At 41.9% G+C, this 23133-nt stretch carries 15 protein-coding genes; 6 read left to right on the top strand and 9 right to left on the bottom strand.

Features of this window, described 5'->3' with window-relative positions:
* The first annotated feature begins 46 nt into the window (after positions 1-46).
* Both DXX94_RS12590 and DXX94_RS12585 read left to right on the top strand, forming a co-directional pair.
* Entirely contained in the window at positions 47-1177 is a 1131-nt protein-coding gene (locus DXX94_RS12590) for a murein hydrolase activator EnvC family protein (RefSeq protein ID WP_147302285.1), read from the top strand.
* Between the two features lie 84 nt (positions 1178-1261).
* The gene (locus DXX94_RS12585; protein ID WP_258872161.1) at positions 1262-2011 is read left to right on the top strand and encodes a divergent polysaccharide deacetylase family protein; all 750 of its coding nucleotides are present in this window, start codon (positions 1262-1264) and stop codon (positions 2009-2011) included.
* A 21-nt stretch (positions 2012-2032) separates the two neighbouring features.
* Here the strand turns inward: DXX94_RS12585 and DXX94_RS12580 are convergent, their stop codons facing one another.
* Positions 2033-2791, bottom strand: a complete 759-nt coding sequence (locus tag DXX94_RS12580; protein WP_116016355.1) for a S1 family peptidase — start codon at positions 2789-2791, stop codon at positions 2033-2035.
* 104 nt (positions 2792-2895) lie between these two features.
* Here DXX94_RS12580 and DXX94_RS12575 point away from each other — a divergent pair, with 104 nt between their 5' ends.
* From DXX94_RS12575 to DXX94_RS12560, 4 genes are all read left to right on the top strand, one after another.
* Positions 2896-3753 (top strand): patatin-like phospholipase family protein, encoded by an 858-nt coding sequence (locus DXX94_RS12575; RefSeq protein ID WP_116016353.1) that lies wholly within the window; start codon positions 2896-2898, stop codon positions 3751-3753.
* Positions 3754-3857: 104 nt separating this feature from the next.
* Complete coding sequence (locus DXX94_RS12570; RefSeq protein WP_116016351.1) at positions 3858-5459, top strand: acyl-CoA ligase (AMP-forming), exosortase A system-associated; 1602 nt, start codon at positions 3858-3860, stop codon at positions 5457-5459.
* Positions 5460-5463: 4 nt separating this feature from the next.
* On the top strand, positions 5464-6690 hold the full coding sequence (locus DXX94_RS12565) for a pyridoxal-dependent decarboxylase, exosortase A system-associated (RefSeq protein WP_116016349.1): 1227 nt from the start codon (positions 5464-5466) through the stop codon (positions 6688-6690).
* Positions 6691-6825: 135 nt separating this feature from the next.
* Entirely contained in the window at positions 6826-7596 is a 771-nt protein-coding gene (locus DXX94_RS12560) for a PEP-CTERM/exosortase system-associated acyltransferase (RefSeq protein WP_116016347.1), read from the top strand.
* Between the two features lie 469 nt (positions 7597-8065).
* Here DXX94_RS12560 and DXX94_RS12555 read toward each other — a convergent pair whose 3' ends face one another.
* The 8 genes from DXX94_RS12555 to prsR form a co-directional block, all read right to left on the bottom strand.
* Entirely contained in the window at positions 8066-9019 is a 954-nt protein-coding gene (locus DXX94_RS12555) for a PEP-CTERM sorting domain-containing protein (RefSeq protein ID WP_116016345.1), read from the bottom strand.
* A 214-nt stretch (positions 9020-9233) separates the two neighbouring features.
* On the bottom strand, positions 9234-12029 hold the full coding sequence (gene prsT, locus DXX94_RS12550) for an XrtA/PEP-CTERM system TPR-repeat protein PrsT (protein ID WP_116016343.1): 2796 nt from the start codon (positions 12027-12029) through the stop codon (positions 9234-9236).
* A 30-nt stretch (positions 12030-12059) separates the two neighbouring features.
* Complete coding sequence (locus tag DXX94_RS12545; protein WP_116016341.1) at positions 12060-13775, bottom strand: FAD-binding oxidoreductase; 1716 nt, start codon at positions 13773-13775, stop codon at positions 12060-12062.
* A gap of 27 nt (positions 13776-13802) precedes the next feature.
* Positions 13803-16541, bottom strand: coding sequence for an XrtA/PEP-CTERM system TPR-repeat protein PrsT (prsT, locus tag DXX94_RS12540; protein WP_116016339.1), 2739 nt, complete (start codon positions 16539-16541; stop codon positions 13803-13805).
* A 73-nt stretch (positions 16542-16614) separates the two neighbouring features.
* A complete protein-coding gene (wecB, locus tag DXX94_RS12535) occupies positions 16615-18885 on the bottom strand; it encodes a non-hydrolyzing UDP-N-acetylglucosamine 2-epimerase (RefSeq protein ID WP_116016337.1) in 2271 nt (756 codons plus the stop codon).
* Between the two features lie 68 nt (positions 18886-18953).
* A complete protein-coding gene (locus tag DXX94_RS12530; RefSeq protein ID WP_116016335.1) occupies positions 18954-20321 on the bottom strand; it encodes a phosphomannomutase CpsG in 1368 nt (455 codons plus the stop codon).
* Positions 20321-21733 carry a mannose-1-phosphate guanylyltransferase/mannose-6-phosphate isomerase gene (locus DXX94_RS12525; RefSeq protein WP_116016333.1) on the bottom strand — a complete coding sequence of 471 codons (1413 nt, stop codon included), beginning with the start codon at positions 21731-21733 and terminating at the stop codon, positions 20321-20323. Before DXX94_RS12525 ends, DXX94_RS12530 begins: the two co-directional genes overlap by 1 nt.
* A gap of 40 nt (positions 21734-21773) precedes the next feature.
* Complete coding sequence (gene prsR / locus DXX94_RS12520) at positions 21774-23123, bottom strand: PEP-CTERM-box response regulator transcription factor (RefSeq protein ID WP_116016331.1); 1350 nt, start codon at positions 23121-23123, stop codon at positions 21774-21776.
* Positions 23124-23133 lie beyond the last annotated feature (10 nt).

Genomic DNA, 23133 nt, shown 5'->3' with positions numbered 1-23133 from the left:
TGTCGTGCGTTTATTTAAAAAACTAACAACCACTGTGCAATGTCTAGTGCGGCTAGTCATTGCCTGTGCGTTTACTCTTGTATCTGCACAAGCTCAATCTGCATCATCAGAAGACGCGAAAAAGCAGCGTTCCAGTGAGCAGTTATCAACGGTAAAAAGTGAAATTGCCAAACAAAAATCGGCAATCGTGCAAGTGAGTAAAAAACGCCGCCAACTCAATGCCCAGCTGAAAAAAGATGATTTTGCCATTGCGAAGGTGGCAAAAGCGATGAATAACACCCGCAATTCGCTCAAAGCAACCCAAGATAAACTCACCAGCCTCGCGAAAGAAAAAGCACAACTCAATCGAGATAAAGTACAACAAGAAAATGCATTAGCGCATCAACTGAGAACGGCTTACACCACTGGGCAGCACGACTACCTAAAAATGCTGCTTAACCAAGAAGAGTCAAGCCAAGTTCAGCGCTCACTCACCTATTATCAATATTTAAGTAAAGCGCGAATAGCTGAAATTGAAGCGTTTCAGGCGACCATTGCGCGACTGTCTGAGGTAGAGATAGAGCAACAGCAAAAAGCCAAGCAATTAACCCAGCTTCAACAAACTCAACAATCACAGCGCGCTGCACTAGAGAAAAACAAAGCGCAACGCAAGAAAACCTTAACAGCATTACGCAAAGAACTGCTTTCAAACAAACAACAATTAGCAAAACTAGAACAAGAAGAAGCAAACTTAGTTGCAGAACTGGAACGCTTGGCACGCCAAAGCGCACTGGCAAAAAATTTGCCTGGCCTAGATAAGCTAAAACGAAAACTGCGCTGGCCAGTTTCAGGTCGCATTAAGCACTCATTCGGCACGCGAAAACAAGGCTATTTGCGCTGGAAAGGGGTATTGCTTTCAGCGGCTGTAGGTAGGCAAGTCACCAGTATCTATTCTGGCAAAGTACTATTTTCAGATTGGTTAAAAGGTTATGGCTTAGTCACAGTGATCGATCATGGCAAGGGCTATATGAGCTTGTACGGCCATAACCAAGCTTTATTAAAAAATGTTGGCGATACCGTTGAACCAGGCGAAGCAATAGCTATTGTTGGTCAAAGTGGTGGACAAAGCGAGCCAGGCCTCTATTTTGAAATTCGCCATCACGGTAAAGCCGTTAATCCGAAGCTTTGGTGTAGATAGCCTGCTGTGTGCGTTAATAATGCGTCGACCTGTTTCGGTAAAACTGCTAGGCTAGCCTTACAAAAATAAAAAAAAACTACATTCGTGATTCGTTTTCTCTCATTTTTATTGTTTATTACAGGCCCTGCTGCGTTTGCTAACGCCGCACAGGTTGCAATCGTAATTGATGACATTGGTTATCGCATGACCGATAAACAAGTGCTCACTATTCCCGGCAATATCACCTATGCTGTATTGCCACAAACCCCTTACGGTAAACGTATTGCCGAGGCAGCTAACCGACGCAACCAAGACGTCATCTTGCATATTCCAATGGAATCAAGCCAGGGTAAAAAGCTTGGCCCTGGTGCGTTGACTGCTGATATGAGTGAAGCGGCAATTAAAGCCAGTTTGAATGAATCACTGCAAGAAATTCCCTTTGCTGTCGGCATTAATAATCACATGGGCAGTCATCTCACAACGTTGGCTAAGCCAATGTTGTGGACGATGAAATTTCTTAAAGAACGCGAGCTGTTGTTTCTAGATAGTGTGACAAGTTCAAAAACACTAGGAAGAACCATCGCTGATCGTATGGGCGTACCTGCAATGAGCCGCCATGTATTTCTCGATAACCAGCTCTCTCACCAATATATCGAAGGCCAATTTAAGCAACTGATTAGCAAAGCGAAACGCCAACAAACAGCAATCGCGATTGCTCACCCTCACCCTGAAACCGTGGCAGCATTGACTAAGCTTATTCCGCAACTAAAACAACACAATATCGACTTAGTGCCGTTGTCAGCACTTTACCAAAAGCCCAGCTTTAGTGAGCCATTAACCGCGAGTACCGAATAGCGGCTCACTTGCCCTAAACTATTATTCAGGTACTTGGTTATCATGCATTAGCTTGCGTAGGTGGCGCACGGGAATGGCGTAGGTAATACCGCTTGGATTAGAAATCACCGCCTCTTTGGTGCTTTGTACAAAAACCTTGTTAATCACCCCGATAACCTTACCCGTTTCATCATAAAGCGCGCTACCACTGTTGCCTGGGTAAGCCGTTCCGTCTAATTGATAAACCATATAAGGATCGCGTAATCGTTTTAACATGGCTATCGACATTTGCCGCGTATCTTTCACTGGAATTACCACGGGCGTAATACTCGCTAACATAGCTTTATGAGTCACCGGAAACAACCCTAAAATCGCACCAATGGGAAAGCCGGTAAAGCCAACTTCACTGCCTTCTGGATAAAATTCATCCTCAGCTAATGGCATAGCAGGTAACTTGTCACCTTCAACTTTGAGAATCGCCAAATCGTGATAGCGAGAGGAGGCGACAATTTTAGCTTTGCGTGCCTTGGCTTTTTTACCAACCCCAACAAACACTACCATTTCCTGTAAACGCTCAGTATCAAGTAGCTCAGGCAAAACATGGTGATTGGTCGCCACGTATTGACCATTACTGATCACAAACCCCGTTCCACGCAATTCATTTTTAGGTTGTCCAAGTGGCGTATAAACGCCAATACCCACCACAGATGGCTTGACCTTCTTTACTAGGCTAACCATGTCGTGTCCATAAGCTGTTTTTACAGTAAAAATTAATGCAAGCAGTGCAGCAAAAAGGCGCATAAACTTTCCTTGTGTCGTTATTCGTTCAGTTGTAAGTCTGTCAATTTTAGGCAAGTTTTCCAACTATAAACCATAATATTTGTAATTGTTGGCGAGGTAGAGTTATGACAACAAAAATTATTCCTATCATGGCAGGTGGTGGCACACGTTTGCCTGCTCATATCGGTATTTTAAAAGCGCTTGAGCAACTGGGCGTAGAATTTGGTGATATTGTCGGTGTTTCTGGTGGCAGCATTGTCGCCAGCCTATATGCAGCTGGTCACTCATTGGAAACAATGAAGCAAATAGCAATCGAGACCGATTACAATCAGTTTAGAGAATTCTCATTGTTAAAATTGCTTCGCAATGGCGGCTTAAGTTCTGGAGACGTTTTCGAACGCTGGGTAGATAACCTCTTGGATGGGAGAACTTTCGCACAAATGGACAAGTCGCTACACATTGTCGCTACCGACGTAAAAAGTGGCCAGCCCGTTGTTTTCGATCGCGAGACTTCGCCTGACATGAAAGTGTCTCTAGCCGTACGATTTTCGATGTCGATACCTCTAGTCTTTAGCTTCAAGCCATTTGGTAAACGTATTATGGTTGATGGCAGTATTCTTTCCGAAGATGCATTGCACCGTGATTGGGATGGCCAGGCGACGCCAGTACTTTGCTTCAGACTGCGCGGTGAACACGAATATCAAGATCTAAAGGTAACGGGTTTCTTGCCCATTTTTAATTATATTACGCTGTTAATTCGCACCTTTATGACCACCCTTTCGCGTGAGTATATCAACGAGGCTTTTTGGCACAACACAATAGTTGTTAATACTGGGGAGTGCTCTGCTGTCGACTTCAATTTGACCAGCGACCAAAAAAATCAACTGTTTGAAATGGGTTACCATACGGCAATGGACATCATCCCCATCAAAACTAAAATTAAAACGGCGCCACTACAACACTTATCAGGTATCAATGGTTAATTTAGCAGCCTCAAAGCCTTGTTAATAGCCTGTGAACATGGTCATAATAATAGGCAAAAGTGCGAATTAGTGCGCTTTGACTGACATTGTTTTCAGGATGAAGAATGACCAAGCTATTACACGAACTGATTGAGCTAAGTGCCAAGAAAACACCAGAATCGATTGCACTGCACCATAAAAATCAGCAACTGACATATAAAGAACTCGCGCAACAAATAAAGCATATCGCGAAGTGCTACCAATCATTAGGGCTAACTCGATACGGCCGCGTTGGCATTTATCTCCCCAAAAGCCTAGAAACAGTTACCGCTTTATTCGCCTGTTCTGCAGCCGCAGGGGTTTTTGTACCAATTAACCCCGTACTCAAAGCACCGCAAGTAAGTCATATAGTGGCTGATTGTGACATTCAAATATTAGTCACTAATAAAGCAAGGCTATCGCCTTTAATCGAAAATTTAGCGTCACTGCCCAGCTTAAAACACATAGTACTTGTTGACGGAAAGCCAAGTGACGAAGGCCAATTAGCGCAGGCTCAGGTCATTAGCTGGGATAATTTTTATGCTGACAAGGCGGAACAGTTATCAGTACCTGCACAAACGTCTAACGATATGGCTGCCATTTTGTATACCTCTGGTAGTACAGGAAAGCCGAAGGGTGTTGTGCTCTCTCATAGTAATATGGTCATTGGTGCACACTCAGTAGCAGAGTATCTAGAAAATAGCGCTGACGACGTTATTCTCGCGGTATTACCACTGAGCTTTGATTATGGCTTGAGCCAGTTAACGACAAGTTTCTCTGTCGGTGCCACCTGTGTGCTGTTGGATTATTTATTACCTCGAGATGTGCTCAGTGCCATTGATAAATATCAAGTTACGGGCCTCGCCGCGGTCCCCCCTTTATACAGTCAATTATGTAGTTTGCAATGGCCTGAAAACAGCGGTCAATCCATTCGGTATTTTACCAATAGTGGTGGCGCGCTAACCCAAGCCAATTTAACAACCCTGCGAGAAAAACTACCGCAAGCAAAGCCTTATCTAATGTATGGTTTGACCGAAGCTTTTCGCTCAACTTATTTACCGCCAGCGCAAGTGGATCAAAAGCCAGGTTCGATGGGTAAAGCAATCCCAAATGCCGAAGTAGTCGTTGTCCGTCCTGATGGCAGCTATTGCGAGCCGGAGGAACCAGGCGAACTTGTTCATATGGGGCCACTGGTAAGCTTAGGCTATTGGAATGCACCGGAAAAAACCGCAGCACGCTTTAAACCAGCACCGGGAAAGCCAGAGGGCATTATGCTGCAAGAAATGGCGGTGTGGTCAGGTGACACGGTAAAACAAGATAAAGACGGTTTTTTGTATTTTGTTGCACGTGCTGATGAAATGATCAAAAGCTCAGGTTATCGCGTCAGCCCTATGGAAGTAGAAGAGATACTCTATCAGTATCCAAGCATATCCGAGGCGGCGGTCATCGGCGCACCACACCCAGAGCTTGGTCAAGCTATTGTTGCCTTGATCTTAGCAAGCGATACTGAAGGCACTGAAGACCAAGAAACTTTAACTAAGTCAGTGACTAGGCATTGTCAAAAACACTTAGCAAATTACATGATACCCAAACAAGTTATTGTGCTCGACAGCATGCCTCACAATGCCAACGGTAAGATAGACCGTGCTGCACTTAACCGAGATTACCAAGGAATTTTTACGGATTAACTTTATGAAAGCACATGACACGCTAACCCCGTTCGAGCAAGAACAACATCAATTAAAAATTGGCAATAAAACGCTTTCACAGATTGAAATGTTAGTCGGCAGCACCCCTTATTATGCTTACGATCGTGCAATTCTTTCAAAGACCGTTAGTTCACTTAAAGAAGCATTACCAGAGCGAATTTCACTGCACTACGCAATTAAGGCGAACCCTTACCCACCACTGGTAAATTTTATGCGCCCGCTAGTGAGTGGCTTTGATGTTGCCTCGGCCAAAGAAATGTTGTTAGCTATTCAATCAGGCATGTCACCCAATGAGATTAGCTTTGCTGGCCCAGGAAAGACTGAAGATGATATTCGCGCAGCCATTGTTGCCGGTATTACCTTGCATGCCGAGTCAACAACAGAAATTCAACGGGCAGTAGATATTGGTAAACAGCTTTCGATTAAGCCCAATATTGCGATTCGCATTAATCCCGCATTCGAGCTAAAAGCATCAGGCATGAAAATGGCAGGCGGTGCCAAGCCATTTGGAATAGACGAAGAACAAATTCCAAGCATTCTGGCAGAGCTAGACTACCAAATGCTGAACTTTCGTGGTTTTCATATTTATGCCGGTTCACAAAACCTCAAAATTGAAGCCATTATCGAAATGCATCAAAAAACCTTTGCACTAGCGGAGCGGCTCATTTCCATTACCCCAGTTCAAATTGATTACATTAATATTGGTGGTGGTTTAGGCATTCCATATTTTGCTGGTGAAACACGACTCAATCTTGCCCCTGTTGCCGATAATCTAGCGACACTAATAGCTCAACATTCATCACTTTGTGATATTGAGCTCATTATGGAATTAGGTCGTTACTTAGTTGGTGAAGCAGGTGTGTATGTGAGTAAAGTCGTCGATATAAAAGCCTCTCGAGAAACGACCTACGCAGTTTGCGACGGCGGCTTACATCATCACTTAGCAAACTCTGGCAACTTCGGCCAAGTGATCCGGAAAAATTACCCAGTCGCTGTTGGCAACAAAATGGACTTACAAAACGCTGATACGGAAACCGTCACTGTTGTTGGCCCACTTTGCACACCGCTAGACATTATTGCTGATAAAGTTCAATTACCAGCACTCGAAATTGGTGACTATATCGCCGTTTATCAATCTGGTGCATACGGCGCATCAGCAAGCCCACAAAGCTTTCTAAGCCAACCAGAATTGAGTGAAATTTTACTCTAATATCATTAGTTTAGACTATTGTAAAATTTTCAGACATTTGCAGATTAATGGGTGAAATATCAAAATAACTTGTTATAGTTAAACAAAGGCGCACAAATAAGCGTCAATTTTCGAAGTAACAAAAGTGGGAAAAGTATGGCCGGATATTCATTAGCAGAAAATTTCGCCCAATATTTTCAGGTAAAGTTCGCAAATACTAAAGCGTTACGCCAAGAAGCTTTCAAGATTAGGTATGGTGTTTACGCAGCTGAACTCGGATGGGAACCTGAAAACGACAGTCATATGGAAACCGATGACTGTGACGATTACGCTTTCCACTGTTTACTCGAACACAAAAGAACTGGCGTTCACGCAGGTTGCGTAAGGTTAGTGATTCCTCCAGCCAATGAGCCTGTTAAAAAACTCCCGTTTGAAGCTCATTGCCTAGAGAGTGCGCGTAAAGACGTTATAGACTCTACGCAACTGCCGCGCGGAAGTTTCGGTGAAATATCAAGGTTAGCAGTACTTTCTAGCTTTAGACGCCGGGAAAAGGAGAAAAATGTTCCATTTGTATTGAATAGCATCAATCCAAAAACTGTCTACTCTGAAGAAGAACGCCGCAATTTCCCCAATATTGCAATGGGACTATACATAGCTGCCGTAGCGCTGGCAGATATTTGTAACCATCAAGTGGCGTTCGTTATGATGGAACCAAGACTTAACCGTCGCCTAACACGTTTTGGCTTGCCATTTGTTCAGTGCGGTGAGGAGATGGATTATCACGGTATACGCGCAATGTTTCACCTTGAACGTTCAGGTTTTAGCTCTCATCTGAGCCCTGAATTAGCCGAGTTATATCAAAATATATTCAACGATCTGTCGCATCAAATATTTCTAACTCCTTTTACTAATCCGAAAGATAAATAACTATTTAACGCCCTTATATACCCCCCGTTTAATTATGTTAAGTGTGGGGTCGCACAACTAGAGCCCTACTTTAAGTTTATGGTCTTTGCTGAGAGCAATCTCAATCGATAGCGGCAAACTTTTATTTACCCAGATGCTGAAACAGGCAATAGCCAGTAAGAGTAAGTTTTATTATTTATACTTTCGGAGTTAAACCAATATTATAGAAAACTTATCTTAGATAATACGATTCTGAACCTGTCGTTGAAATAGTCATGTCGAAGCAAAATAGATATGAGAAATAAAGATTAGTAGCGCAGCTAAATAGAGTATCAGCACAAAAAAATTTCATTTATAAACAAAAATTTAGAATAACATGAACAAGCTGAAAAGCCATCTATTTAATGGCATAGCTGCTACTAGTAGTTTTGAGTGAAAAATAAAAAAGGCTTCTTTAGTTGAAGCCTTTAATCAAATAATAAATGGTGTATTAACTTTGCAATTTTTTCCTTGCAGCAAAACCCATCAAGCCTAATGCTAGAGCAAATAACATACCCGGTTCTGGCACATCTCTTGTCGCTACAACATTCGTTTGGTGGTTAATACTCAGCGTGTAGTCAACACCTGCTAGAAGTGCATTAGTAGAGACTGCTGAGAAAGAGCCCATGATTGCTTGTGATGCAAGTTGACCCGCAGATGTTGCAGCAAGTGTAAGATTAATCGCCATATCATCTTGTAGCTCTGTTGTAGTAGCATTCGCACCAACAAAACCGTCTGGTGCCCAAGAAAATACTATCGCGTTTGTATCAACTTCTCTAATTACAATTGAAAACGCCGTACTGGCCTGCGCAAACGAAGGAGGAACGTTGTTGTCTGGCGTTTGTTCAGCTTCCACTAAACCAGAAGCAGTAAAATCAAACTGCACTTGAGAGGCTTGGTTTAGGTTGAAGAAAAACTGAGTATTGGTCGCAACAGTAGACTGTGAGTTACTCGTTGTATTCGTTGTTAATTGGGTCTCGGCCACACTATTAGCAGTCGCACCAGCGCCTGCTCCATCAATGTCTACAACAGCACCAGTTATAAGGCTGTCTGAACGAGAGAAGTTAGTTCCCAATGGTACTTGAGTGAAGGTATTTCCACCAATTGCACATTCACCAATACACGCCATTGCACTATCAGGTGTACCAGTTTCCTGTGTGAAAACTCCACCTAAATTAGCATTATTAACCTGTGTATCGTTTACACCATTTGGTAACTGGATATTTCCGCTTGCAGGGTCGATAAAGCTGGTAGTTAATGCATTGCCATTACCATCAGACATTATCAAGTTGTTAATATTTAGATTTGCAAAGGCATAAGAATCTGCCAACGCACTTCCTGAAAAAGACGCCGACAGTGCAACTGCTGATGCTATCGCTAACACTGATTTTGATAATTTTTTCATTTTGTTAATCCTATTCACTTATTTACCGTAATCAAAACTGCTGTACGTTATTCCTTACGTTTGATAGCGACTTTGTATAACAGATGTGCGCTGACAGTAATCAAAGCAAATAATAAACCAGAAATAAAAAAACCTATAAAAACAATACACTAGAAGCAATTGGTGAAGTTAATTTGCTACAGCCTTTAAGGTTTGTAAAGCAAATTGACAGCGACTAGCTCTTTAATTCGCGTAGTTTCTCTGTAGACTTTTTAATAATCAAAAGATCCTTTTCAGATTTGGGCCTTTGGGCCATTATTGACTCTAATGAAAGGATAGCGTCTTGCTGGTTTTGGCTTTCTATTTGAATCAGTGCTTTGGTATACAATATGGCAATGTTTAATGGCGTAATAGCATCAGCCTTTAAAATTTGCTTTAAGGCTTCTTCAATTTCACCTGTAGCCATCAATATTTGAGAGTAAGTATGAATTAAAAACGGATTTTTTGGTTCAAGAATCATAGCACTTTCAATATGAGTTAATGCCTCTTCAGGCTGATCGTTTTGAAGCAGCAAATAGCTCAAATTATTTAGTGCAAGAACATCTTTAGGAGAAATATCGATTATTTTTCTTAAACTAGGAATAGCCAGGCTGTTACGCCCTACTTTAAAATATGCATTAACTAAAACTTTTAACGTTAGCAAATCTTTTGGATGCTCTTGAAGCCACTCTTTCATATTGTTGATAGCTTCATCTTCTCTGCCTGCTTCAAGCAATACATTATTGAGCTCTCTGTGGTGCTGATTATTTTTTTGCTGTTTTAACTGGTCTTGAAAAATTTCGATAGCAAGATCGTATTGTTTGTTTCGAGCTAACCAGGTTGCGTATAACATGCGAGTTAATGTTTTTTCTGGTGCTACTAGTGTCAATTGATCTATTGTTTGTTTGGCTTCAACTAGTTGACCTAACATCAGTAGCAATGCAATTTTTCGCTCATATCCTGCTACATAACTGGGCTCTAGTAGAAGTACTCTGTTTAAGTCACTGAGTGCACTTTGAAACTGGCCTAGTTGCTCCAAACTTAAAGCACGCCAATAGTAAGGAAAAAATACTTCTGAGTTTATATTTATTGCTTGGCTCAAGTAGTCAACTGACTCTTCTAGTTGTTTGTCCGTTCTGGCCAACTGTGCAAACAATATTGCTAATCGATAGTTATTGTTAGCTTCTTTACGAAATGATGATATATATTCTGCTGACTTTGTATATTCCTCCGCAAGATACAGATATTCAGCAGCAGCGAGAGCGGTAGATAAACTCGTATCACCGCTTTCAATCGCTAGCCGAAGCCACTCAAATGCATTTTCATAATCTAAAGTTAAATCGATTGAATACAGTTGTCTCAATGTTCGAATATGCTTAGGGTTATGCTGCAATGAGGCTAGGTATACAGCCTTTGCATTTTCAAAGTTTTGCTGTCGCAAATAAATAACGGCAAGATTGTGACTCGCATTAACATCGCTTGGTTGCTCGGCTAATACCTTTTTCAGTAACACTTCCGATTTTTCGTATTGACCGTTTTCTATCCACAGCACCGACTGAAGGACTTGACCATTTCTATCTTTGGGAAAGTCTTGAAGAAACCCGTCAATCTCTTGTTGAGCAACTTCATAGTTTCTGTCTGACATGTATATTGAAATCAATAGTAAACGGGCGCTTACAGATTTAGGGTTCTTCTTTATTGCCTGTTGAGCACTTTCTAAACCTCCCTTAATGTCTTGATCACTTAGGTAAGCAAGTGTTATGTCTAAATCTGGCTCAATCGCATCAGGCATCAACTCTCGCACGTTATTTAAAAACAGTTTTCTACTATCCGTAAAACCTTCCTTAAACGCTGCGTTGCTAGCAGCATAAAGTAAATCAATATCATCCACATCAAAATTATCTTCCCCAAGCTTTGAAAGGACTTGGATTGCTTTTTCATGCATTCCCAATTTCAATTGAGTTGCAGCCATCAATTTTGCCGAGGGAATATGCATGGGGTTATTTGAATAAACTTTTGTAATGCTTCTTAGTGCCTGCTCATATCGAGATAGAGAGTATGCAGCGGATGCCTTGACATAGTTGCTCGGCATATGTTCCGGTACATATGACAACGCTTTATCACTCAAGCTATAAGCTTTTGTATAATCTTTCTCTTTTAATGCTAGTAGCGCACCATAGTAATTGGCTTCAGGGTAATCTGGTGCTCTATTTAATATTTGACCAACCAAATTCTTAGCTTCATCTAGTTGTTCTTTAGCCACTAAGATACGAACTACATTCATTTTTAACAGGTTGCTATTTGGTTGCAACAGCGATGCCTCTTGATATAAAGATAGCGCTTTATCAGCTTTACCTTCAAATGCTGCAATATCTGCTTTTAAAACTATTGCCTTAATAAAACTCGGCTTCTTATTAAGTGCTTCGGTTAAGTAATCATTTGCTACTACAAATTGTTGTCGGCTGCTAAGAACTAACGCATTTGCATATAATAGTGCTGAATTCTCTGGCAAGGTTGAAGCCATATCCAACAGCAGCTCGGCTTCTGCTAAATCACCTTTTTGCAAAAACACTTCAATTTTCAATGAAACTGCTGTTGCTTGGTCATCAAGAGTCCACCCTTCAACATCCTGCAACAATTTCTCAAATTCGCTAATCTTTCTTAACTCGATTAAGGCTTTAGCGTATAGAATCTCTATTTCAGGGTCTTTTGAAGATAAAGCGATCGCTCGCGCTAGTTCTTTTTCAGCAAGCTCAAAGTCCTCATGTTCTAAGTAAATAGCCCCAAGTAATTTTCTCGATTCAATATGTCTCGTATTTTTTTTTAAAGAATTTTTTAACTCAACAACCGCACTTTCTCTATCATTCTGATTATAATAAACAAAGGCTTGCTGATAATGCTCATCCGCGGTTTTTCCAATATCGCTGCAGCTTTGTAGCGCTAGAGCCACTATAAATGGCAACAAAACCTTATAAGATACCTTAATATCCATTGTTTTCTTCCTTTTAAACGCAAATTTTGATTAATCTAGTTCTATACCATAGCGGCCATTTGCTAGAACACCATTTGGGTCAAACACCTGCTTCAGTGCAGTTAATACATTCTTGTGTTGTTGACTAAGCTCGTCGTGCCAAGCCTTCCAATGTACATTGGCAACCCGGTAAGGTGGAAAGCCATTCCTAATGCACCGCACCATTGCCGCTTTACTGCATTCTATTGCTCTTCGAGTTTCCTCTTCATTGGTAACATCAAACACAGGGTTACAGATAATCGCTGTGGATCGGTCATCGATAAAACTCAGTGTTGCATATAAATGAAACCCTTCAGATTCATATGCATCTCTCAATAATTCAAGAACTTCACTTATGTGTCGCTTAGACGTGGGGGCTGTCGGTGACATCCAAATAAGACCACAGCCATCTTTAGCGATATCAATAGACGGCCCAAAATCAGTTGGAAAACCACTACTGTGCTTGTGATAACACCCTTTCAGAAAGTAATTGGTTGGGGTTCCTGAGTGCATATCAATTAACGCACTTGCTGAGATTAAATTAGCTTTAAGCTTAGCAAGCTCGTTGACGACAAATTGCAATGGTAAAAGCTTGTTCAGGCTACTAAAAATAGGAAGTAACCCATTAGCAACGAACATTGCATTCTTAACCAAGCATTCTGGCAAAAAGTGAATTTTACAATGACAGGCGCTGTTAAGTGCACGTTTTAACTCACTCTTGTATGCACTCACCATTTTCTTGCTACCGTATAGTGCCCCAGACATAGCCCATGGGCCTATTCCTAAGTTGGCTAACGATTCGCTAATTTGATTTCTAGTTAATAGTTCGTCGGCGTTTGGTTGAATTAGGTTATAAGCAATACTTGACGAGATCGCTCTCATATCATTGCCAACATGCATCACACTGCGGGCAACGCCAGCCTGCTTTAAGGCAGAGAGAGGCTCTATAGCATTTAGAAAATCTTCATGGCTATTAAATATAACAATATATGGAAGTATTGACTCAGGTCTTGGCATCAGCCAAAAGCAGAGCTTTGTCACAATACCGAAGTTTGATTGAGAGAATAATCCATCAACAATTGGCCCTGTAGTTGGTTTTGTATGACAATTTCTGACGCCATGCGCGCCTGAGCTTTCATATGCTAAATGGCCAGTTCGCAATATCTCACCATTACCGAGGACGACTTCGAAAGAACATGAGTTAAACTGCCTGTTTCCTGTCAAAGTGTGGCCAAATCCTCGCTCTAAAATATTGCCAACGATACTGGTAAATTCTGGAGCCCCTGTACAATCCATAAATAAACTCGTATTTTTGAGTCTATCACTTAATTGACGTTGGGTGACTCCTGGTTCAATTATCGCTAGCTTGTTCTCCTCATCGACTTCAACGATTTTGTTCATTTTTGATAAGTCAATCAAAACCATGTGTGACTTGGATGGCATAGCATCAGAGTAACCCCAATTTTTTCCAGCACTTATAGGGTACAAAGGTATTCCATATTCATTAGCTAAGCGAACAATAAACTGAACATGCTTAGTGGTTGTTGGCCAAAAAATTCCTAGAATTTTTGACGTATAACCTGTAGTAACATCGCCATAATAAGCAACATCATCTTGCTGGCATGAGGCAGAGCATTCGTTTATTTGGCAGAACTCTTGAATAGATTGCCAAAAAGATCCTGCATTACCTGAGACAGGTTGATTTACTACTTTCTTGTCTGAAACCATATAACCTCGCAGATAAACCTATAGAAATTATTTAATCATAGATTCAATTCGTGATTTTTTTTGACTTTGCTCTGCTGTTTCAACATTTGTTTCCTCTAATAGCTGAATAGCTCTTGCGATTCGTTCATTTATAATCAATGCCTCGATATAATTTAGCTTTATATCTACATCTTTACCTTTAGAGTTTTTGTAAGCTAAGCTCGAATTAGCAAGTGCTTCGTCGCTATCCCCCAATCTAAGCAAGACTTGAGCGTAAGTATCGATAACACTTGCCACTTCTGGTGCAATAGCGACTGCTTTTTCTGCATAGTTAAGGGCTTGCTCTAGCTGCCCTTGTTCCATAAAAAGCCATGCGGTGTTGTTAAGTGCGATAACATTGCCCGGTTCTTTGTCTGCCATTTGCTGGTAAACACTTAACGCATCTGTCGGTAAGCCCGATTCTAACATTAAGCTACCGAGTAATGAGCCAACACGCGAGTCATAAGCATGTTCAGCTAGATGTGACTTTAATATAGCAATTGCCTGCGGCTTTTGCTTCGCCCCCGAAAGCGCGCCAGCTAACAACAGTGCATTTCTGGCGTTCGGTTGAATTTTATAAAATTGAGATAAATGTGATTCAGCGTTTGTAAAATCGCGCTCTAGTAGCGCCAGTCGACCGTATAAACCATGCCTGATTTGACGATTGGCAATATCTTCCTCCAGCTCAGCAAGTAAATCGCGAGCCTCTCTAGCCTTTCGCGCATTGATCAGCACTTCCGCCTTAATTAACTTCAACGGTAAGCTTTCTGGCTGTTTTATTAAGCCGCTTTCAATTGTGCGAAGCGCACCGTCAAAGTCTTTTTCCAATACATACACTTCAGCTAAATATATATATGGTTCTAGGTGATACGGGTTGACTTTTCGCCATTCATTTAACGTTGTTTTTACTAAACTACTGTTTTGACTATAACGATAGCCAGTAACTTTCAGCTGCCAAAAAAACTTGGGAGTCTGAATATTTGGGGTAATCGTGTTTAGCTGGGTTAGTGCGTCTTCGACCTGCTCTTTTCTAAATAAGGCTTCTGCATAGACAAGAATTAAATTAGTGTTGTCTGCACTTTGGTTTATTTTTGTTTTTATTTCATTGAGCGTTTTGTCTGTTTCGTCTAATTGAAGTAGTGCTCGAAGTACTCTGATATTATCTGGCGCAATCGATTTTGCTTGTTGCAGCAACTCCAGTGCTTTTACTTGATTTTGTTCAATTAACGAAAGTTGAGCTAGTTGCAATAGAGCATAAACATTAGGCTCAACTGACATTGCTTGTTCTAGAAGCGCTTTACCTACTTTGCTTTTGCCTTGTTTTAAGGCGACAGCAGCAGACAGATTCAACCCATCCGGTTTGTCAGGATAAGCTTTTTGCCACTTGTTAGCGATACTCTCTGCTTTGGCGAAGTCATCTGCATTCAGCGCCATGTAAGCAATAGCTAATTCAGCTTTGACTAACTCTGGGTCAAGCTCAACGGCACGCTCTAATGAAGCAAGTGCTTTTTCATCATTTACCATTAGCTTTAGCATGCCATCTTTAAGCAGCTGCTGTGGCGAGTTCTCGTCAATATTTACTGCTTCAATAATCGCTTTGGCTTCTTGTTGCGCGCCGGCTTGCAGTAATTTAAAGCTTAAGGCTGAATAAAAATCTGCACCAGTTACTGCATTTTCATCAACGCTACCAAGGGTTGCCGCTACATCTTCAATAATACCGAGCTCAACTTGACTCACTACCAGCATTTTCCGAGCAAAATGATCTTCAGGGAGATATTTGACTAACGGCTTTATGTAAAGCATCACTTGTTCATATTTATTTAGATAAAAAGCGCTAACACCTGCTACTAGTCTTAAATTAGCTTGGTTTAAGTTGTTATTAATTGCCTTTTCAGCATGGTGCAGTGCTAATTCGTAGTCTTGATCTTGTACCCTAACCATGGCTTTAACATAATTTGCCAGTGGCTGGTTAGGTAACCCTTTTAACATGCGATCGGCATATTTCTCGGCTTGCTCAAACTTTTCGGCCTTTAAAAATGCATTAGCAACGAGTAACTCTACTACTCGCTGATGTGGCTGAAGTTCTAAATATTTAAGAAAGTTCTCACTCGCGAGTACGTAATTTTCGCTAGCTGCAGCAATGTTACCAAGCAGTAAGATGGCCTCTGGCTGACCAGGTACTTTTGATAATGCCCCTAGCGCTTCTTGCTCTGCTTGCGCTAAGTTTTGCTGTTCGTAATGGATAAATGCATTGGCCAGAGCGGTGTAGCCATGTGCTTCATTGGCCTGCTGCATTTCTTGCAGGACTGAAGTTGCTTGCTCTAAGTTACCCTGTCGAATAAAGGTTAGTAATTTATAAAAATGGGTGGTTAATAAGGCGTCAGGGGTCAGTGACGACTGAGGTAATGCTGAAACCGCTTCAAAATCTTCAACTAAGTAATAGCTTCTCGCGATGAGAGGGCTAACTAAACTAGCGTCAAACTTGGCCTTTTGTGCACGTTCAAGTTCTTTGGTCGCATTGATTGCGTTGCCCTGACTCAAATAAAGTTGGCCAAGAAGAAAACGCGCCTCGCCATTATTAGGCTCAAGTTTAATCGCATTCTTTAAAGCAATTATTGCGTTACTCGGTTGCAGGTTTTGCTTGGCAGCTTTAGCTTGTTCAAGGTAACTAGCCGCATTCTCCTGTTCGCTGCAACCTGCTGCTAATACCCCTGCAACCGCTAGGGCAATAATTGTACGTTTATTCATTATTATTTATTTCCATGTTCTCTCTTAAACAAAAAAGCTCATCATGTGATGAGCTTCTTAAAATTTTATGTCATTAAGATCTAGTATTGATTAAATACGAGTCAACTTGCAACTCTCGGTAGTCAGAATGATCTGTCACAAGAATTAAGACATCTGCCCAACTATCGAGTTGTGAAAGTTCTGTTTCACGCTCACATAGCCATTCTGATACATAAGGGTCATGATATTTCACTTCTATACTTGCTTGATTAAAGCAATGCAGAATAGGTTCCGCGGGTGTTTCACGACAATCATCAACGTCTGCCTTATATGCAACACCAAGTATACCTATCTTAGTCTGTCCAGGTTGGAGCCTCTCAATGGCTTGCTGAGCGACTAATGCTGGTCTTGCGTCATTGATAGCTCGAGCTTTGCGCACGAGCTCACCAGACTTCGTATTTTCTACTAAGAACCAAGGATCAATTGGAATACAATGACCACCAACACCTGGGCCAGGGTTAAGCACATTAACTCTTGGGTGACGGTTCGCTAATTTGATAACTTCGTAAACATCGACATTTAACTCCTGGCATATCTCCGCCAACTCGTTCGCGAAGCCAATACCGACATCTCGTGAGGTGTTTTCCACCAATTTCACACACTCTGCCGTGGTCAAATCGGTCAAGAAGACTTCACCTTTGACAAAGCTCTGGTAAATATCCTTAACTTTTTGCTGAGCTTGGCTGCTAGTCGCGCCAATAATGCGGTCATTATTGACCAGTTCATGCAATGTTTGCCCAGGTATTGCACGCTCTGGACAATGAACAAGATCAACAGATAAACCAGCAGATTTAAACCTGTCTGCTGCTGCTAAGCTAGTTTGCGGCGAGATCGTCGATTCGATAATAACCGTTTGGCCATTGCTTGCGACTTTCGCAATTGCATCAACGGCACTAAATACATATGAACGATCGCACGCATTTCCTTTATGTGGAGTAGGAACAGCAACTAAATAAGTATCACTGTTGACCACTTGGGTTGATGCCTTTAACAAGCCTTGGCTAACAACTTTATCTAATAATTCAGGTAAACCAACTTCATCAAATGGGCAAGTTGCACTATTAATAGCTGCCACTTTATCTTCATTTAGATCCACACCTGTCACTTGATAACCCGCTTGCGCTAGTAAACAAGCAATAGGTAAGCCCATATACCCCATGCCAACGACGGTTATCGACTCTCCATTACGAACAATTTCTGCTTGTTCGTTACTTGCTGTTGCCTTATCTCCTAAGCAAATATCAACAATGCGCTTAGCAACATGGCCGTCACCAAATGGATTTGCCCAGCTGACACTACCCTCAGTATTTAACCACTTATCTGCCGCAGCAAGCGCTTTATCAGCATCACGGCCAACTAAAACATTAGCACCGACTTCAATTGACTCTGGGCGTTCCGTATTTTCTCTCAGTGTAATACAAGGAACACCCAGTAAACATGCTTCTTCTTGAATACCGCCTGAGTCAGTCAAAATAAGCTGAGCATTTTGCTGAAGCTGAATAAAATCGAGATAACCAATTGGTGGGCTTAACTTAAGATAGCTAGGAATCGTTATGCCAAATTCTGTTAGTTTCGCTTGAGTACGAGGGTGAATTGGCCACACGATTGGTTGCTCATACTTCTCATGTAAACGTTCAAATAAAACCAGCAGTTCTTTTAAGTGAGCGGGAATATCGACATTAGACGCTCGGTGCGCCGTCACTAAGAAGTAATCATTTTCAGTTAAACTAAGGTCGTCTAGGATTTGGCTTTTGTCAGCAGCAATTTCTAGGTGCTGAAATAGTGAATCAGAAACTGTATTGCCAACCGTGTGAATCTTGTCTGCTGAGATACCCTCTTTATCAAGGATTTGTTCTTGATTTGGCCCAACAGCAAATAAGAACTCACTCATGTGATCGGTAAGAATACGGTTTGTTTCTTCTGGCATCATACGGTCATAGCTTCTCAAGCCAGCCTCAATATGGCCTACTTTGATATTGAGCTTTGACGCAGCAAGTGCGCCAGCAAGAACCGTATTCGTGTCCCCTTGAACAAGCACTATATCTGGCTTTTCTTCAACCAAAATAGGCTCCATTTTGATCAAAATATTACCCGTTTGGTTACTATGAAGCCCAGAACCGACACCTAAATTGTAGTTTGGGGCTGGAAGTTCTAATTCATCAAAGAAAATACTATCCATCTCCTCAGAATAATGCTGATTAGAGTGAATAATAAAGAACGGTATCGAACGCTTTTGACACTCACGAATCACAGGCGCCATCTTGATTATTTCTGGGCGCGTGCCGACAATAATCCCAATTTTCATCTAAACTTCCTTTTGAATCTGTAATTCTGCTTTAAATCTTGCATTTTTAGGTCATTTGCAAGACTTAATTAAGATATCATTAGTAAATCTAACACTTCTTGTGTTTTTTTCTTCATCAACTCAATATCGCCTTTTGACTCAACATTTAAGCGCACAACCGGTTCGGTATTACTGCTGCGAAGATTAAAACGCCACTCAGGAAACACCATGCTGATGCCATCAGTTTCGTCAGAGTCAATAGCCATTGGCTGATAAAACGCTTTCACTCGGTGAATGGCTTGAGGAGCGTCTTTTACCCAATTGTTAATCTCACCAGAAGAAGGGAACATCGCAATTCGTTCGCCAACTAACTCAGATAGCCGTTTACCTTTGACACTGACTAACTCAGCTATCAAGAGCCAAGGAATCATGCCACTATCGCAATAGAAAAAGTCTCGAAAATAATGGTGAGCGCTCATTTCACCGCCATAGACAGCGTTTTCCTTACGCATGCGCTCTTTGATAAACGCATGGCCTGTTTTACTTTGAATAGGGTGGCCACCAGCAGTGCTGACAATATCAATCGTATTCCAAGTCAACCTAGGGTCGTGAATTACTGCCTCTTGAGCATTCTTGGCAAGAAAGTTCTCTGCCAGCAAACCAACGATGTAATAACCTTCAATAAATTGCCCATGCTCATTAAACAGAAAACACCGATCAAAATCGCCATCCCAAGCGATACCAAAATCGGCTTGATGCTCAATCACTGCTTGTTGCGTTGAATCTCGATTCTCGGGCAGCAATGGATTAGGAATACCATTAGGGAAAGTGCCATTTGGTTGGTGATGAACTTTGATAAATTCGATTGGTACTTGGTGAGCGTGAAAATACTGTTCAATAAAATCTAACGTAGGTCCCGCAGCGCCGTTGCCCGCATTAACCACAATTTTCAAAGGAGAAAGCTGCCCTGGATCAATATAGGTCATCAGGTGCTCAGTAAATGCCGCATCAATGTTTAATTCGCGTTTAGTACCAAGGCGTTCAGGCTTTTCAAATTTATTGGCTTCTGCTAGTGCTTTAATGTCAAACAGTCCAGAATCGCCGCTTATGGGCTTACTTTCACTGCGCACTAGCTTCATACCGTTGTAATCAATTGGGTTATGGCTCGCTGTCACGCATATGCCACCATCGCAATTTAGGTGAGAAGTCGCAAAATAAATATGTTCAGTCCCGCACAGGCCTAAATCAATAACATCAGCCCCGCCATCCATCAAACCTTCTGCAAGCGCAGCTTTAAGCGACTCTGTACTCAGGCGAACGTCGCCCCCGATAACAACCGAGTGAGCGGCTAAGTGTTGTGCAAATGCTCGTCCAACGCGATAAGCAACATCTTCATTGAGTTCATCGCCGAGTTTGCCGCGAATATCATATGCTTTAAAACAGGTTAGTGTTGACACTAGTTTTGCTCCTGTTCACGACCATATCGATCTTCCAAGCGAACGATATCGTCTTCTCCCAAATAGCTTCCCGATTGCACCTCAATCATTTCTAAAGGCAGCTTGCCTGGGTTTTCTAAAGCATGAACAGCGCCTACAGGAATATAAGTTGATTCATTCTCAGTCATCAAAAAGGTGTCGTCATTAATTGTCACCTTTGCCGTGCCAGAAACGACAATCCAATGCTCTGCACGGTGATGATGCATTTGTACAGACAACTTAGCGCCAGGTTTGACGACTATTCGTTTCACCTGAAAGCGTGAACCGTTGTCGATTGAGTCATAGCTACCCCAAGGTCGATATACCTGACGGTGATGATCAACCTCACTGCGTTGCTTCAGTTTGAGTTCATTGACAACATGCTTTACTTGTTGAACCTGAGACTTCTCAGCCACTAGCACCGCATCTGAGGTATCAATCACAACTAAATTGTCGATACCAACAGTTGCTATCAGCTTGTTGTCGCTATGCAGATAACTGTTGGAAGTTTCGTGGGTCAGCACATCACCTTTGCAAACATTACCATCTTGATCTTGTTCACTGACTTCCCAAAGTGCGCTGTAAGAGCCCACATCGCTCCAACCTGCATCTAAAGGCACGACAACAGCTTGTTCGGTATGCTCCATCACGGCATAGTCAATTGATTCATCAGGGCACTGTTCAAATGCCGCTTTATTCGGGCGAATAAAATCTAAATCCGTTACACAATCAGACATGGCCGCTTGGCAGGCTTGGTAAATATTCGGTCGATATTTATTCAATTCTGCCAAATAGCGACTTGCTTTGAACATAAACATGCCGCTATTCCACAGATACTGACCACTAGCTAAATAGGCTTGAGCAGTAGCTAGGTCGGGCTTTTCAACAAAGGTATCAACATCAGCGACTCCCTGGTTTAGCGCGCCATGTTTAATATAGCCATAGCCCGTTTCGGGCTTAGTAGGCACTATGCCGAATGTTACTAATTTACCTGCCTCAGCAGCTGCTTGCGCCCGTACAACTGTGTTTTGAAAGGCATGTTGATCATGGATGACATGATCGGCCGCTAACACTAATAACACTGCATCTTCATCCTCAGTAATCGCTTTGAACGCGGCTAGCGCTACCGCAGGTGCAGTATTTTTACCTTGTGGCTCTAAGAGAATACTACCTTTGTTATCAACAGCATTAGTTTGCTCTGCAACAGTAAATCGGTGGGCCTCGTTACAGATAAAGATTGGCTGCTGACAGCCGCTAGGCAGTCGCCCTAAAGTATCTTGCAGCATAGTCGTTTGATTGACTAGCGCTATGAACTGCTTAGGCAGTAACCGACGTGACAATGGCCACAAACGGGTTCCGCTGCCGCCACACATAATCGCAGGGTAGATTTTCATAGAACTTTAACTCCTTATTCCTGCCAGCAATGTAAAAAGCTTAGCCATGCAAGTTCAAGCCATATTTTTCAATTAAGCTATATAAGGTTGGGCGAGTAATGCCCAGTAATGCTGATGCTTTAGACATATTTCCGTCAGTTAACGCATAGGCTTTTTGAATCGCAATGGTTTCAGCCTCTTCCCGCACAGTACGTAAATTCAACGACAGCTCATAGTTATCGTCACCTGAATTTAATAACCCTAAATCTATCGCACTAACTTGGTTGCCTGCCGCCATAATGACTGAAGATTTGACCTTGTTTTGAAGTTCTCGAATATTGCCCGGCCAGCGATGCTGCTTGAGCGCTTGTATCGCATCATCGGCAAACCCTTTGATGTTCCGCTTATATTCAGCCGCATATTGTTGAAGGAAAAACTGGGCAAGAATTATCACATCTTCCTCACGATCACGCAGTGGTGGGATATTAATCGTGATTTCGCTGATGCGATAAAACAAATCTTCTCGAAATTCTTTGTTGGCAACCATCTCTTGAAGATTCTGATTCGTTGCACACACCACTCTGACATCGACAGGAATTTCCTGTCGCCCGCCAATACGTTCAATCACTTTTTCCTGTAAAAAACGCAATAGTTTGGCCTGCAAATTAAATGGCATATCCCCAATTTCATCTAGAAACAACGTTCCACCTTGTGCACACTCTATTTTTCCCTTTGTGGTGCGATGGGCGCCAGTAAATGCCCCTTTTTCAAAGCCAAATAATTCACTTTCTAATAAAGTTTCAGGAATGGATGCACAGTTAATCGCAATAAAAGGTTTTTTGGCGCGATCACTCACACTATGCACAGCTTTTGCGGTGACTTCTTTACCTGTGCCACTTTCACCCAGTAACAGAACAGAAATTTCTGTTGGTGCAACCCGTAAAATCATTTCTCGCATGCGATCTATCAAGGTGCTATTGCCGATAATCCCCGTTTCAGCACCCGCAAATTGCTTCATCGTGCGATTTTCTTTTTCCAAGTTAGCGAGTGACATCGCACGAGAAACAATGACATTAATCACATCGGAATCAATAGGTTTTTGATAAAAATCATATGCGCCAAGTGCAATCGCTTGTAATGCAACATCGTGATTATCATTACCTGTAATCACGATAATTTTGGTATGTGGCGCTATTGCCAAAATCTCTTGCAAAGCAGCTAGCCCCTCGCTCGCATTGGCAGGGTCTGGTGGTAGCCCTAAATCTAAGGTAATTACGCGAGGTTCAAAGCGTCGAACGGCGGCAATCGCTTTCTCACGATTTTCTGCAAACACCACGTCGTAATCCGATAAGCTCCATTTTAGTTGCTTTTGAATACCGGTATCGTCATCAACTATTAATAATTTTTCCATAAATACTGTT

Source organism: Thalassotalea euphylliae, assembly GCF_003390375.1.
GTDB lineage: Bacteria > Pseudomonadota > Gammaproteobacteria > Enterobacterales > Alteromonadaceae > Thalassotalea_F > Thalassotalea_F euphylliae_A.
The sequence above is the reverse complement of the archived record's forward strand: the minus strand, read 5'-3'. Positions and strand labels throughout refer to the sequence as shown.

Coding starts and splice junctions, on each gene's coding strand:
- DXX94_RS12560 (WP_116016347.1), top strand. CDS start 6,826: ATGGCCGGATATTCATTAGCAGAAAATTTCGCCCAATATTTTCAGGTA.
- DXX94_RS12565 (WP_116016349.1), top strand. CDS start 5,464: ATGAAAGCACATGACACGCTAACCCCGTTCGAGCAAGAACAACATCAA.
- DXX94_RS12545 (WP_116016341.1), bottom strand. CDS start 13,775: ATGGTTTCAGACAAGAAAGTAGTAAATCAACCTGTCTCAGGTAATGCA.
- DXX94_RS12555 (WP_116016345.1), bottom strand. CDS start 9,019: ATGAAAAAATTATCAAAATCAGTGTTAGCGATAGCATCAGCAGTTGCA.
- DXX94_RS12575 (WP_116016353.1), top strand. CDS start 2,896: ATGACAACAAAAATTATTCCTATCATGGCAGGTGGTGGCACACGTTTG.
- prsR (WP_116016331.1), bottom strand. CDS start 23,123: ATGGAAAAATTATTAATAGTTGATGACGATACCGGTATTCAAAAGCAA.
- DXX94_RS12525 (WP_116016333.1), bottom strand. CDS start 21,733: ATGAAAATCTACCCTGCGATTATGTGTGGCGGCAGCGGAACCCGTTTG.
- wecB (WP_116016337.1), bottom strand. CDS start 18,885: ATGAAAATTGGGATTATTGTCGGCACGCGCCCAGAAATAATCAAGATG.
- prsT (WP_116016343.1), bottom strand. CDS start 12,029: ATGGATATTAAGGTATCTTATAAGGTTTTGTTGCCATTTATAGTGGCT.
- prsT (WP_116016339.1), bottom strand. CDS start 16,541: ATGAATAAACGTACAATTATTGCCCTAGCGGTTGCAGGGGTATTAGCA.
- DXX94_RS12570 (WP_116016351.1), top strand. CDS start 3,858: ATGACCAAGCTATTACACGAACTGATTGAGCTAAGTGCCAAGAAAACA.
- DXX94_RS12580 (WP_116016355.1), bottom strand. CDS start 2,791: ATGCGCCTTTTTGCTGCACTGCTTGCATTAATTTTTACTGTAAAAACA.